The sequence below is a fragment of the Streptomyces hazeniae genome, assembly GCF_031845485.1.
Taxonomy (GTDB): domain Bacteria; phylum Actinomycetota; class Actinomycetes; order Streptomycetales; family Streptomycetaceae; genus Streptomyces; species Streptomyces hazeniae.
In genome coordinates this window covers 1-13,898 of sequence record NZ_JAVREQ010000033.1, presented here as the reverse complement: position 1 = coordinate 13,898, position 13,898 = coordinate 1, and the positions used below count along the sequence as shown (strand labels likewise).

Below are 13,898 nucleotides of genomic sequence, written 5' to 3'. Positions count from 1 at the left end.
GGGAGCCTTTCGAGCGTGTAGCCACCTGCTGGAGGTTCAGTCTAGGGGTGCTGCATTCGGGTCGGGCAAGCGGGCGGGCGGACGGTGTCCGCCATCAGGATGGGCATACCACCTGATGGTGGAACATGCAGCCGTCCCTCTTTCCGCTTTGACGTATCAACGCGGGAAACGGTTGCCCGAATCACCCTTACGAGTCAGTCTCCCCGCGGATGAGGGCCAGCACTCCGTCCAGTTCATCCGGTTTTACCAGAACATCCCGAGCTTTGGACCCCTCACTGGGCCCCACCACGCCACGTGACTCCATCAGATCCATCAGCCGGCCCGCTTTGGCGAAGCCGACGCGCAGCTTCCGCTGAAGCATCGACGTCGACCCGAACTGGGTCGAGACGACCAGCTCCGCCGCCTGGCAGAGCAGATCCATGTCGTCGCCGATCTCCTCGTCGATCTCCTTCTTCTTCGACTGCCCGACGAGCACGTCGTCGCGGAAGACCGGGGTCATCTGCGCCTTGCAGTGGTCGACCAGGCCGCGGACCTCGTCCTCGGTGACGAAGGCGCCCTGCATACGCGTCGGCTTGCTCGCCCCCATCGGCAGGAACAGCCCGTCGCCCTTGCCGATCAGCTTCTCCGCACCCGCCTGGTCCAGGATGACCCGGCTGTCGGCCAGCGAGGAGGTGGAGAAGGCGAGCCGCGAGGGCACGTTCGCCTTGATGAGCCCGGTGACCACGTCGACCGACGGCCGCTGGGTGGCCAGCACCAGGTGGATGCCGGCCGCACGCGCCAGCTGGGTGATCCGCACGATCGCGTCCTCCACGTCGCGCGGCGCCACCATCATCAGGTCGGCCAGCTCGTCCACGATGACCATCAGGTAGGGGTACGGCGCCAGCTCCCGTTCGCTGCCCTCCGGTGTCCGGGCCTTCCCGCTGCGCACGGCCGCGTTGAAGTCGTCGATGTGGCGGTAGCCGAAGGCGGCGAGGTCGTCGTAGCGCAGGTCCATCTCCCGCACGACCCACTGCAGCGCCTCGGCGGCCTTCTTGGGGTTCGTGATGATCGGCGTGATCAGGTGCGGGATGCCCTCGTAGGCGGTCAGCTCGACCCGCTTGGGGTCGATCAGCACCATCCGGACCTCCTCCGGAGTGGCGCGGGCCAGCACCGAGGAGATCAGGCAGTTGATGCAGGACGACTTGCCGGAGCCGGTGGCGCCGGCCACCAGCACGTGCGGCATGGTCGCCAGGTCGTGGGTCACGTAGCCGCCCTCGACGTCCTTGCCGAGCGCGACGAGCAGCGGCGCCTCCTCGCCGCTCGCCTGCGCCGAGCGCAGCACGTCGCCGAGGTTGACCATCTCCCGGTCGCTGTTCGGGATCTCGATGCCGACCGCCGACTTGCCGGGGATGGGCGAGATGATCCGCACGTCGGGGCTGGCGACGGCGTAGGCGATGTTCTTGGTCAGCGCGGTGATCTTCTCGACCTTGACCGCCGGGCCCAGCTCGATCTCGTAGCGGGTGACGGTCGGCCCGCGGGTGAAGCCGGTGACCGAGGCGTCGACCTTGAACTCGGTGAAGACGGTGGTCAGCGAGTCCACCACGTGGTCGTTCGCGGCGCTGCGGGTGCGGCCGGGGCCGCCGCGTTCGAGCAGGTCGAGGGAGGGCAGCGCGTAGCTGATGTCGCCGGAGAGCTGGAGCTGCTCGGCGCGGGTGGGCAGACCCTCCTCCGCACGCGGCGGCTCGGGGTCCTTGGTGAGGTCCGGCACGGCGGTCCGTCCGGAGTCCTCGCGCGGAGTGCCCCGCGCGCCGGGCACGACGGCGCCCCGCGCCTCGGAGCGCCCGTCGCCGGAGCGCCCGTCACCGGAGCCGGCGTCACCGGCGAAGGACTCCTGCTGTCTGCGCCGCCGCCGGTCGGACACCTCGTGGCTGAGGTCGGCGACCAGCGGCGAGGGCTGCACGCCGTGCAGCACGGCCCCGTCCAGTGAGGCGGCGGCAGCGGCGGCGACGTCCCACGCGGCCGACGAGCCGGCGTCCTCGTCCGCGCCGGACGGCGTATCCCGTCCGGCGGCGTCGGCGTCCCGCGCCGCCGCCGCGGGACGCCTGCGGCGGCGGCGCCCGTCCAGCGCCTCCTGCTCCGCCAGGTCGGGCGGCAGGTCCTTGCGCAGATCCTGCGCCAGGCCCGCGCGGCGGCCGGACACGGACCCGTGGCCCTCCTCCGCGGCGTCCCCCTCGCCGTCCTCCGGCCGCGGAGTGACGACCCCCAGCCGCACGCCCAGCGCGCGCAGCCGCTGCGGGATCGCGTTGACCGGCGTGGCCGTGACCACCAGCAGACCGAATACCGTGAGCAGCACCAGCAGCGGCACGGCCAGCACCCCGCCCACGGTGAACCCGAGCGGAGTGAAGGACCCCCAGCCGATGAGACCGCCGGCGTCGCGGAGCGCCTCGGAGCCGTCGCCCCGGGCCGGCGCACCGCACGCGGCGTGCACCAGACCGAGGACGCCGGCGACGAGTGCCGAGAGGCCGATGACGATCCGCCCGTTGGCCTCCGGCTTCTCCGGGTGCCGGATCAGCCGTACGGCCATGCCGCCGACCAACAGCGGCACCAGCAGGTCCAGGCGGCCGAAGGCGCCGGTCACCAGCATCTCCACCAGTTCACCGACGGGCCCCTGCAGGTTCGACCAGGTGCCCGCGGCAACCACCAGTGACACACCGAGCAGCAGCAGCGCCAGGCCGTCCTTGCGGTGCGCCGGGTCCAGGCCTCGGGCGCCTCTCCCTATACCGCGCAGCAGCGCGCCGACGGTGTGGGCGACGCCCAGCCAGCAGGCGCGCGCGAGGCGGTAGACACCACCGGTGGGTGACGGAGCGGGCTTCGGCGCGGGGCGTCCGGCGGACGCCTTCTTCGCCGGAGCCTTCCGGGGTGCGGCCTTCTTCCCCGCTGCCGCCGCCTTCTTGGCTGCGGGCTTCTTCGCGGGCGCCTTTCCGGCGGCAGCCTTGCCGGGCGTACGTGAGGCCATGGTGGTGAGGTTACAGAAGTTGCCGGTCCGGGGCACGGACGCCCGGGAGGGCCGCGGGACGCCGACCGGGCGGGCCCTCGGGCACCGTGACGGCGCCTCAGCCGTACGGGAGCCCGCGGGTCCGCACGGCGGCGGAGGCGGTCAGTTCTGCGAGGGGAGCTGGGCGCTGGAACCCCCGGAGCCCGGTTCCAGGGCGTCAAGTGCCCTGCGCAGGCCGGTGAGTTTGCGTTCCAGGTGGGCGGCGGTCGCGACGGCGGCGGCATCCGCCGAGTCGTCGAGCTGCTTGGACAGGGCCTCGGCCTGCTCCTCCACGGACGCCAGCCGGGCGGAGAGTTCGGTCAGCAGGCCGGTCCGGCCGCCCTCCTCCGCCGCGCCGCCGCCGTTGGCCGCCGCGCGGCCGCCGCCGTTGTCGAGCTGAAGGCGCAGCAGCGAGGCCTGCTCGCGGAGCTGCACGTTCTTCATGTACAGCTCGACGAACACGGAGACCTTGGCGCGCAGCACCCACGGATCGAAGGGCTTGGAGATGTAGTCCACCGCGCCTGCCGCGTAGCCGCGGAAGGTGTGGTGGGGGCCGTGGTTGATGGCGGTGAGGAAGATGATGGGGATGTCCCGGGTGCGCTCCCGGCGCTTGATGTGCGCGGCGGTCTCGAAGCCGTCCATGCCGGGCATCTGCACGTCCAGCAGGATGACCGCGAAGTCGTCCGTCAACAGCGCCTTGAGCGCTTCCTCCCCTGACGATGCCCGCACGAGCGTCTGATCGAGCGCCGAGAGGATGGCCTCCAGCGCCAGCAGATTCTCCGGCCGGTCATCGACCAGGAGGATCTTGGCCTTCTGCACCATGGCCCGTCCTCCTCGTCCCGGCAGCCCACCGGTCTCCGCCCCACGGAGCGGCTCCGTTCTGCCGCCCGTCCTTGTGCCGGTCATGGTAGCCGCAGCCGGGCGGCCACCACACCCTGTCACCGTGATGTCACTGTGCACGCCAGCAAGAACGCGCGGGGGGACCGGAAGGTTCCCCAGCTTTACACGTTCCCACACATGGCCGACCACTTCACAACGGCCCCGCCCGGTGCGGGACGGGTCCCGCACCGGGCCCGCCACCCCGCACCGTGTCACATCAACGCGCGTTCATCCACTGCGCCATGACCTGAAGGAGGTGGTCGGTGTCCACGGGCTTGGTCACGTAGTCCGACGCTCCGGACTCGATGCTCTTCTCCCGGTCGCCCTTCATCGCCTTCGCGGTGAGCGCGATGATGGGCAGCCCGGCGAACTGCGGCATCCGCCGGATCGCCGCCGTCGTCGCGTATCCGTCCATCTCCGGCATCATGATGTCCATCAGCACCACGGTGACGTCGTCGTGCTGTTCGAGCACCTCGATGCCCTCGCGGCCGTTCTCCGCGTACAGCACCTGGAGACCGTTCTGCTCCAGCACGCTGGTGAGGGCGAAGACGTTGCGGATGTCGTCGTCCACGATGAGCACCTTCTCGCCGTGGAAGTCCGCTTTCGGTCCGGCGGCGACCAGGTCCTGGCCGTTGTGGCGCCAGCCGTCCCCGGTCCCGGCGCCGTCCTCCGCAGGCACGGTGCCCTGCTCGTCCGCCCCGGGGCCGCCCGCCGTCTCGGCCGCCTCTCCGGCCGGCAGCGCCCGCGGCGAGGCCTTCGCGGCCGCCGCCTCACGCCGTCGCCGGACCAGGGATGCCGCGGCCCGCTCCGCCTCGACGGCGGCCGCGTCCTCCGCCGACCGGGCCGGCGCGCCCTCCGCGGACCCCGGTCCCTCGGCAGGCGCCTCGGCGGCCTCGCGTCCCGCGGGGTCCTCGGTGGCCCTGGAGCCCTCGGCTCCCTCGGCGGTGCCCTGCGCCGGTGAGGGCCCGGCAGGTTCCACGGACACCGGCTCCGGCGCCGCGGTGAGCGCGAGGGCCGCGTCGATCTGCGCGTACCCCTGCGGGGGCAGCTCCAGCGGGTGGAGCGGCAGGTACAGGGTGAACGTGGAGCCGCGGCCGGGCTCGCTGGCGGCGTAGATCTCGCCGCCGAGGAGGCGGGCGATCTCCCGGCTGATCGACAGGCCCAGGCCGGTGCCGCCGTACTTGCGGCTGGTGGTGCCGTCCGCCTGCTTGAACGCCTCGAAGATGACGCGCATCTTGCCGGCCGCGATGCCGATGCCGGTGTCCGTCACGGAGAACGCGATCAGCTCCGCGTCCGCGTCGCGCAGCGCGCCGTGTTCCAGCATCTGTTCCCGGATGGCGTTCGGCACGTCTTCCCGCGCGGAGCGGATCACCAGCTCCACGGCACCCGCGTCGGTGAACTTCACCGCGTTCGACAGCAGGTTCCGCAGCACCTGGAGCAGCCGCTGCTCGTCGGTGTGCAGCGTCGCGGGTAGTTCGGGGGACACCCGGACGGAGAAGTCGAGCCCCTTCTCCGCGGTCAGCGGCCGGAAGGTGGCCTCGACGTAGTCGACGAGCTGGACCAGCGCGATGCGCGTCGGGCTGACGTCCATCTTGCCCGCCTCGACCTTCGACAGGTCCAGGATGTCGTTGATGAGCTGCAGAAGGTCGGAGCCGGCCCCGTGGATGGTCTCGGCGAACTCGACCTGCTTCGGGGAGAGGTTGCCCTCCGCGTTGTCGGCGAGCAGCTTGGCGAGGATCAGCAGCGAGTTCAGCGGAGTGCGCAGCTCGTGCGACATGTTCGCCAGGAACTCGGACTTGTAGCGCATGGAGACCGACAGCTGCTCGGCGCGCTCCTCGAGGACCTGCCGGGCCTCCTCGATCTCCCGGTTCTTGATCTCGATGTCGCTGTTGGTCTGCGCGAGCTGCGCCGCCTTCTCCTCGAGCTGGCTGTTGGACTCCTCCAGTGCCTTCTGCCGGCTCTCCAGCTCGCCCGAGCGCTCCTTGAGCTGCTCCGTCAGCTCCTGCGACTGGCGCAGCAGCACCTCGGTCTTGGTGTTGACGCTGATGGTGTTGACGCTGGTCGCGATGACCTCGGCGATCTGGCTGAGGAAGTCCTTCTGGATCTGAGTGAACGGCTGGAACGCGGCCAGCTCCACGACGCCGAGCACCAGGCCCTCGAAGATGACCGGCAGCACGATCACGTGCGCGGGCGGCGCCTCGCCGAGCCCGGAGGAGATCTTCAGGTAGCCGGGCGGCGCGTTCTCCACCAGGATGGTGCGCTTCTCCTCGGCGGCGGTGCCGATGAGCGACTCGCCCGGCCCGAAGGTGGTGGGCATGCCGCCCATGGAATAGCCGTAGCCGCCCAGCATCCGCAGCTCGTAGGAGGCCTGGCCGCCTTCCGAGGCGCCGATGTCGCCGGCGCCGATGCGGTCGGCGCCGATCCGGGCGTCCTCCGGGTCGCTGCCGGGCACCGCGACGAAGAACGCGCCGTGCTGCGCGGAGACCACCGGGGTCAGCTCGGACATGATCAGACCGGCGACGTCCTTCAGGTCGCGACGGCCCTGCATCAGCGCGGAGATCCGGGCCAGGTTGCCCTTGAGCCAGTCCTGGTCGGTGTTGGCCAGGGTGGTCTCGCGCAGGTTGGTGATCATGGTGTTGATGTAGCCCTGGAGCTCCAGGATCTCCCCGGCGGCGTCCACGTCGATGCGCACGTTGTGGTCGCCGCGGGTCACCGCGGTGGCGACCTCCGCGATCGCGCGCACCTGACGGGTCAGGTTCCCCGCCATCTCGTTCACCGATTCGGTGAGGTCCTGCCAGGTGCCGGCCACGTCCCGCACGCGCGCCTGGCCGCCGAGCTGCCCCTCGGTGCCCACCTCGCGGGCCACCCGCGTCACCTGCTCCGCGAACAGCGACAGCTGGTCGACCATCGTGTTGATGGTCGTCTTGAGCTCCAGGATCTCGCCGTTCGCCTCGATGTCGATCTTCTTGGTGAGATCGCCCTTGGCGATGGCGGTGGTGACCATGGCGATGTTGCGCACCTGACCGGTCAGGTTGGACGCCATCGAGTTCACCGACTCGGTGAGGTCCTTCCAGGTACCGGCCACACCGGCCACCCGGGCCTGGCCGCCCAGGACGCCGTCCGTGCCCACCTCTCGGGCCACCCGCGTCACCTGGTCGGCGAACGACGACAGCGTCGTCACCATCGTGTTGACGGTGTCGGCGAGCTGCGCGACCTCGCCACTGGCCTCGACGGTGACCTTCTTGGTCAGGTCGCCGTTGGCGACCGCCGTGGCGACCTGCGAGATGTTCCGCACCTGGCCGGTGAGGTTGTTCGCCATCAGGTTGACGTTGTCGGTGAGGTCCTTCCAGATGCCGGAGACGTCCCGCACGCGGGCCTGGCCGCCGAGGATGCCCTCGGTGCCCACCTCGCGCGCCACCCGCGTGACCTGCTCCGCGAACGACGACAGCTGGTCGACCATCGTGTTCACGGTCGTCACCAGGGCGAGAATCTCCCCCTTGGCGTCGACGGTGATCTTCTTCGACAGGTCGCCCTGCGCCACGGCGGTGGTGACCTCGGCGATGTTCCGGACCTGGGAGGTCAGGTTGTTCGCCATGAAGTTCACCGACTGGGTGAGGTCCTTCCAGGTGCCGGAGACGCCCTTGACCTCCGCCTGGCCGCCGAGGATGCCCTCGGTGCCCACCTCGCGCGCCACCCGCGTCACCTGCTCCGCGAAGGAGGAGAGCTGGTCGACCATCGTGTTGATGGTCGTCTTCAGCTCCAGGATCTCGCCGCGGGCGTCGACGTCGATCTTCTGCGACAGGTCACCCCGCGCCACGGCCGTGGCGACCTGCGAGATGTTCCGCACCTGACCGGTGAGGTTGGACGCCATGCCGTTCACGGAGTCCGTCAGGTCGCGCCACACCCCGGCGACGCCCGGCACCTGCGCCTGGCCGCCGAGCCGGCCCTCGGTGCCCACCTCACGCGCCACGCGGGTCACCTGGTCGGCGAACGCGGACAGCTGGTCGACCATCGTGTTGATGGTGTTCTTCAGCTCCAGGATCTCGCCGCGGGCGTCGACCTCGATCTTCTGCGACAGGTCACCCCGCGCGACCGCCGTGGTCACCTGCGCGATCTGGCGCACCTGCGAGGTCAGGTTGCCCGCCATGAAGTTGACCGAGTCCGTCAGATCCTTCCAGGTGCCGGAGACCCCGTCCACCCGGGCCTGACCACCCAGCCGGCCCTCCGTGCCCACGTCGCGGGCCATCCGGGTGACCTGCTCCGCGAACGAGGACAGCTGGTCCACCATCGTGTTCACGGTGTTCTTCAGCTGGAGCATCTCGCCGGAGACGTCCACGGTGACCTTCTGCGACAGGTCGCCGTTCGCCACCGCCGTCGTCACCTGCGCGATGTTCCGCACCTGGCCGGTGAGGTTGCGGAAGGCGGTGTTCACCGAGTCGGTGAGGTCCTTCCAGGTGCCCGCCGCGCCCGGCACACGGGCCTGACCGCCCAGCTCGCCCTCGACGCCGATCTCCCGGGCGACACGGGTCACCTCGTCACCGAACGAGCGAAGCTGGTCGACCATCGTGTTGACGGTGTTCTTCAGCTCCTGCATCTCGCCGGAGACGTCCACGGTGACCTTCTGCGACAGGTCGCCGTTCGCCACCGCCGTCGTCACCTGCGCGATGTCCCGCACCTGCGCGGTCAGGTTGCGGAACGCGCTGTTCACCGAGTCGGTGAGGTCCTTCCAGATCCCCGCCGCGCCCGGCACCTGCGCCTGACCGCCGAGCACGCCCTCCGTGCCGACCTCGCTCGCCGCACGCGTGACCTCGTCCGCGAACGTCCGCAGCGTCTCGGTCATGGCGTTGATCGTCTCGGCGAGCTGCGCGACCTCGCCCCGCGCGTTCACGGTGATCTTCTGCGACAGGTCGCCGTTCGCCACCGCCGTCGTCACCTGGGCGATCTCGCGGACCTGGGAGGTCAGGTTGCCCGCCATCAGGTTCACCGAGTCGGTGAGGTCCTTCCACACGCCCGCGACGCCCTGCACGCGCGCCTGGCCGCCCAGCTCACCTTCGGTGCCCACTTCGCGGGCCACCCGGGTCACCTCGGACTGGAACGAGGACAGCTGGTCCACCATCGTGTTCACGGTGTTCTTCAGCTCGAGCATCTCGCCGGCCACGTGCACCGTGACCTTCCGCGACAGGTCGCCCTTCGCCACCGCCGTCGTCACCAGCGCGATGTCCCGCACCTGCGCGGTGAGCCGGGACGCCATCGTGTTGACGGAGTCGGTGAGGTCCTTCCAGGACCCCGACATGCCGCGCACCTTCGCCTGGCCGCCCAGTTTGCCCTCGGTGCCCACCTCGCTGGCCACCCGGGTGACCTCGTCGGTGAACGCCGAGAGCTGGTCGACCAGCCCGTTCACCGTCTTGCCGACCTTGAGGAACTCGCCGCGCAGCGGCTGCGCCGGGCCGTCGGAGCCCTGGACCCGCAGGTCCATCCGCTGCTCCAGGTCGCCCTCGGCCACCGCCGTCAGCACCCGGCCCACCTCGGACACCGGACGCACCAGGTCGTCGACCAGGGCGTTCGACGCGTCGACGGCCGAGCCCCAGGCTCCCTCGAAAGCGCCGCTCTCCAGCCGCTCGGTGAGCTTGCCCTCACGGCCCACCACCCGGCGGACACGAGCCAGCTCGCTGGTGAGGTGCAGGTTGCGGTCCGCCACCTCGTTGAAGACGGCGGCGATCTCCGCCATCGGACCGTCCCCGGTGACGGTGAGACGCTTGCGGAAGTTTCCGTCCCGCATGGCGGTCAACGCGGTCAACAGTCTGTTGACAGCCGCGGCGTCCACCTCGAGCGTCCCGCTCTTCCGTGTGCGTCCGCCTTTCGCGCGTGTGCTGGTGCCACGCGCCGCTGCGCCAGACTCCACCGTGTCCCTCCCGAGGGTCGACCGCCGAAACGGGCTGGTGCTCCGAACCTTCCCAGTGTTTCACCCTGCCGGAACGAGGCGATAACAGTTCGGCAGCATGGCACACCACCGGGCCCGGGCGCCGAGTAGGGGGGAAACACCCCCGACCGGCACCCGCGCACCCTGTGAACGTAAGTAACCTGGCATCCGGCTGTCCAACGCCCCGCAGCACCGGGCCGGGGCGGTGGAGTGAGTGGAAGGCAACGGAGGGGCCTCGGGGAATGCCAGAGCAGAGCGCCGAGCAGGGGCGGACGGCGGCGATCGGTGCGCAGCGCACACCCGCGGACACGGGCAGCGAACAGAAACCTTCAGGGAGAGCAGTGATCACCGCACGAGCCGCGGCCACCTTCGAGCCCGTCGGCCGATCCGTCGCGGTGGCCCGCGGCTTCGTACGGGACACCCTCCAGGGCTGGGGCCTCGGAGAGATCGTGGACGACGCGGTCGTCCTCACCAGCGAGCTGGTCACCAACGCCGTCATCCACGCCGGCACCTCCGCCGAGGTGATCTGCCTCCGTGAGGAGGACACCGTGCGCGTCGAGGTCGTCGACCACTACCCCGAGCGGGAGCTGCCGCTGCACGACGCCGGCCAGCCGCACGGCAACCCCGACCGCGAGGGCGGTCGCGGCCTGCTGCTGTGCGCCGCGCTCGCCTCCCGCTGGGGCGTCGACTACACGGCGGCCGACAAGCGCGTCTGGTTCCGCCTCGACCTGCCGGAGCGTCCCGTCGGCACCCGCGCCGCCGGCCCCGCCCTCCCCGACGCCGCCCTGCCGGTCGCCGCACACCGCGTACACGTCGCGGTCATCCAGGTCGACCGCGGCGGAGCCGTCGGCTCCTGGAACGAGGACGCGACGGAACTCTTCGGCTACACCGCCGAACAGGTCGTGGGCAAGCCGCTCACCGACCTGGCCGCGTGGCCGCACACCCCCGGCACGGGCACCGGCATCGCCGAGGCCCTCCAGCTCTCCCGCTGGGAGGGGTCGTACGGCATGCGGGACACCGACGGCCGGACGGTCGCCGTCTACGCCTCGCACCTGCGCGTGCGCGACAGCGACGGCGAACCGTCCACCGTGTGCCTGCTCGTGCGGGACCACGAACGGGCCGTGCTCCAGTCCCCGCCGCGCGGACACGGCGGGGACGGCGACCGCCAGAACGGGCGGGAGGGCCAGACCGCGGACCCGTTCGAGGTGTTCATCGGCTCGCCTGCCCCGGACGACCTGGACGGCCTGCTCCAGCGCACCGTGGAGCGCGCCCGCGACATGCTCGACGGTGACGCCGCCTACCTGCTGCTGGCCACCGACGACGAGACCGAACTCGAGGTGCGCGCCTCGACCGGCCTGCCCTCCGCGCGGCAGCGGTTCGCCCGCGTCCCCGTCGAGGCGGGCAGCGGCCGCTACGGCTCGGCCCGGATGCCCTCGGTGCACGAGGACCTGACGGTCGTCCCCGGCGCCGTGCCGCTGCTGGAGGGCACCGGCATGCGGTCGGTGGTCATCGTCCCGCTCAAGGTCGAGGGCCGACTCACCGGCTCGCTGGGTGTCGCCACCGAGTCACCCGGCCGGTACACCAACGAGGAGGCGCTGCGTCTCCAGTTCGCCGCCGACCGCATCGCCCTCGCCGTGGAACGCGCCCGGCTGACCGAACTGGAACGGCTGCGCCGGGGTTCGTTGTCCTTCCTCGTGGAGGCCTCCGACCTGCTGGCCGGCACCCTGGACCGCAACCAGACGCTCGCCCTGATGGCACAGATGACCGTGCCCACTCTGGCGTCCTGGTGCGCCGTCTACACGGTGGCCGAACCGGGCTCGGAACCCGCACTCTCCTACGTGCTGCACGAGGACGAGGAGCGCATCGACAGCCTCAAGGCTCTCCTCGGCAAGGTCGATCCCCCGGACCCGGTGCCCGCGCCCGGCGCCCGGCTCTGGACCGCCCCCACCGACACCGCGCACGGCTCCGCGCTGCGCACCTCGCTGCGCAGCGCGACGCTCGGCGTGGACGACGACCCCGCCCCGGGCTCCGGGCTCGCCACCGCCGCCGCCGTGGGCGGTGAGACCGTGGTGATGCCGCTGGTCGCCCGCAACCGGGTCATCGGCATGCTCGTCCTCGGCAAGCCGACCGACGAGCGGTTCCGCCAGGAGATCATCGAGCTGGCGGAGGATCTGTCCCGCCGCGCCGCGCTCGCACTGGACAACGCGCGCCTCTACTCCGAGCGGACCGCGATCAGCCAGTCCCTGCAGCGCAGCCTGCTCCCCCCGGGTCTCCCCGAGGTCCCCGGCATGGAGGTCGAGGTCATCTACCGCGCCGCGGGCGAGGGCAACGAAGTCGGCGGCGACTTCTACGACCTGTTCGAGATCCGCGACGGCGGATACGGCTTCGCCATCGGCGACGTCTGCGGCACCGGCCCGGAGGCCGCCGCCGTCACCGGCCTCGCGCGGCATGCGCTGCGCCTCCTCGCCCGCGAGGGCTTCGCCGGCCCGGCCGTGCTGGAACGTCTCAACGCCGCGATCCTCGACGAGGGCGCCCGCAGCCGCTTCCTCACCCTGCTGTACGGCGAGTTGTGGCCGCAGCCGGACGGCGGCGCCCGGCTCGAGGTGGTGTGCGCGGGCCATCCGCTGCCGCTCCGCCTGCGGCCGGACGGCACGGTCGAACCGGCGGCCGAACCGCAGCCGCTGCTCGGCGTCATGGAAGACCTGGAACTGTACGAGCAGCACGTCGTGCTGGAGCCGGGAGACGTGATGCTGTGCGTCACCGACGGGGTGACGGAACGTCGGGAGGGCACCCGCATGCTCGGTGACGACGGCCTCGCCGACGCGCTCTCCACGTGCACGGGACTGACGGCCGGCGCCGTGGCGGCGCGCATCATGCGCACCGTCGAGCACTTCGCCAGCGTGCCGCTCTCGGACGACATGGCGATCCTGACCATGCGCGCTCCCGGCTGACGGGCGGGAGCGCCGCCGACGCTCCAGTACGACGAAGGGCCTTCACCGCGCGCGGTGAAGGCCCTTCGTCGTGGAGCCCCAAAACGGAATCGAACCGTTGACCTTCTCCTTACCATGGAGACGCTCTGCCGACTGAGCTATTGGGGCGCGTCGACGTCGTCGATCATACCTGACGGCACCGGGTGCTCCGCACCAGGAGGAGGGCCGCGGAGATCGGCTGGAGTCAGCAGGCGGGATCCAGCAGCAAGCCGCCCAGCGCGTTGCAGGCCGCGACGATGCGATGGAGCTCACGCTTCGTCAGGGAGGCGTGCAGGGGCAGGGCGAGACACGTGTCGGCCACCTCCTCCGCCACGGGCAGACGTACGCCCGGAGGGAATCCCGGCGTCCGATGCACCGGCGCCTTCACCGGTACGTGGCACTCCACCCCCTTGGCCCGCAGGGCGTGCAGGTAGGCGTCGCGGTCCGGCCGCCCGTTCCCCGGAACGCGCACGACGTACGTGGTGTAGGCGTGCTGGGCGCCGCGAGCCGTGACGGGGGTGACGACGCCGCGGAGGCGGGCGTTCAGATGGGACGCGTTCCGGCGGCGTGCGGCGAGTTCGAGCGGTGTGGGTCCGGCGCTCTCGGCGGCGTCGCGGCCGACGGGCACGAGCCGGGCCCGGTGGTCGGCGACGACCGACTCCAGCCGGGCCGTGGGCGCCGGGTGGCCGAACAGGTCGACGGCGGCGACAGCGCAGGTGCGTGAGGTCAACGCGCCTGCGACGCTCTCCGGATCGATGCAGTAGGTGTGCGGATCGATGTCGACGACGACGGGTACCGCGCCCAGGCGGCGTACCTGCTCGGCGGCCTGGTCCCCGCCGAACCCCGGGAGGATCACCTCGTCCCCGGCGGCGACGCCGGCGTCTCTCAGTTCGTTCCCCATGCCCGGCATGGTGGTGTGTGGACGTGAACTCCGGGTGACGGAACGCGAAAAAGCCGTGGGCCCCGATCCAAAATCGGGGCCCACGGCTCTCAATGATTGTTCGGCGGCGTCCTACTCTCCCACGAGGTCCCCCTCGCAGTACCATCGGCGCAATAAGGCTTAGCTTCCGGGTTCGGAAAGTAACCGGGCGTTTCCCTCACGCTATGACCACCGAAA

General features: G+C 71.2%; 5 protein-coding genes, 1 tRNA gene and 1 rRNA gene. 1 reads left to right on the top strand and 6 read right to left on the bottom strand.

Features of this window, described 5'->3' with window-relative positions; genetic code table 11:
* Positions 1 to 187: 187 nt before the first annotated feature.
* From RM572_RS26150 to RM572_RS26140, 3 genes are all read right to left on the bottom strand, one after another.
* Positions 188 to 2,995: a DNA translocase FtsK gene (locus RM572_RS26150; protein WP_311675846.1), complete on the bottom strand. Its 2,808-nt coding sequence runs from the start codon at positions 2,993 to 2,995 to the stop codon at positions 188 to 190.
* Positions 2,996 to 3,136: 141 nt separating this feature from the next.
* Entirely contained in the window at positions 3,137 to 3,835 is a 699-nt protein-coding gene (locus tag RM572_RS26145; RefSeq protein ID WP_311675845.1) for a response regulator, read from the bottom strand.
* 274 nt (positions 3,836 to 4,109) lie between these two features.
* Positions 4,110 to 9,794, bottom strand: a complete 5,685-nt coding sequence (locus RM572_RS26140; RefSeq protein ID WP_311675844.1) for a HAMP domain-containing protein — start codon at positions 9,792 to 9,794, stop codon at positions 4,110 to 4,112.
* Positions 9,795 to 10,054: 260 nt separating this feature from the next.
* On the opposite strand from RM572_RS26140, the gene RM572_RS26135 reads away from it, so the two are divergent.
* Entirely contained in the window at positions 10,055 to 12,763 is a 2,709-nt protein-coding gene (locus RM572_RS26135) for a SpoIIE family protein phosphatase (protein WP_394813709.1), read from the top strand.
* A 71-nt stretch (positions 12,764 to 12,834) separates the two neighbouring features.
* Here the strand turns inward: RM572_RS26135 and RM572_RS26130 are convergent.
* The 3 genes from RM572_RS26130 to rrf all read right to left on the bottom strand — a co-directional run bounded on the left by RM572_RS26130 (position 12,835) and on the right by rrf (position 13,897).
* A tRNA-Thr gene (locus RM572_RS26130) sits at positions 12,835 to 12,910 on the bottom strand.
* 76 nt (positions 12,911 to 12,986) lie between these two features.
* A complete protein-coding gene (locus RM572_RS26125; RefSeq protein ID WP_311675842.1) occupies positions 12,987 to 13,682 on the bottom strand; it encodes a DegT/DnrJ/EryC1/StrS family aminotransferase in 696 nt (231 codons plus the stop codon).
* Positions 13,683 to 13,780: 98 nt separating this feature from the next.
* A 5S ribosomal RNA gene (gene rrf / locus RM572_RS26120) occupies positions 13,781 to 13,897 on the bottom strand.
* Between the last annotated feature and the right edge of the window lies 1 nt (position 13,898).

Coding starts and splice junctions, on each gene's coding strand:
- RM572_RS26150 (WP_311675846.1), bottom strand. CDS start 2,995: ATGGCCTCACGTACGCCCGGCAAGGCTGCCGCCGGAAAGGCGCCCGCG.
- RM572_RS26125 (WP_311675842.1), bottom strand. CDS start 13,682: ATGGGGAACGAACTGAGAGACGCCGGCGTCGCCGCCGGGGACGAGGTG.
- RM572_RS26135 (WP_394813709.1), top strand. CDS start 10,055: ATGCCAGAGCAGAGCGCCGAGCAGGGGCGGACGGCGGCGATCGGTGCG.
- RM572_RS26145 (WP_311675845.1), bottom strand. CDS start 3,835: ATGGTGCAGAAGGCCAAGATCCTCCTGGTCGATGACCGGCCGGAGAAT.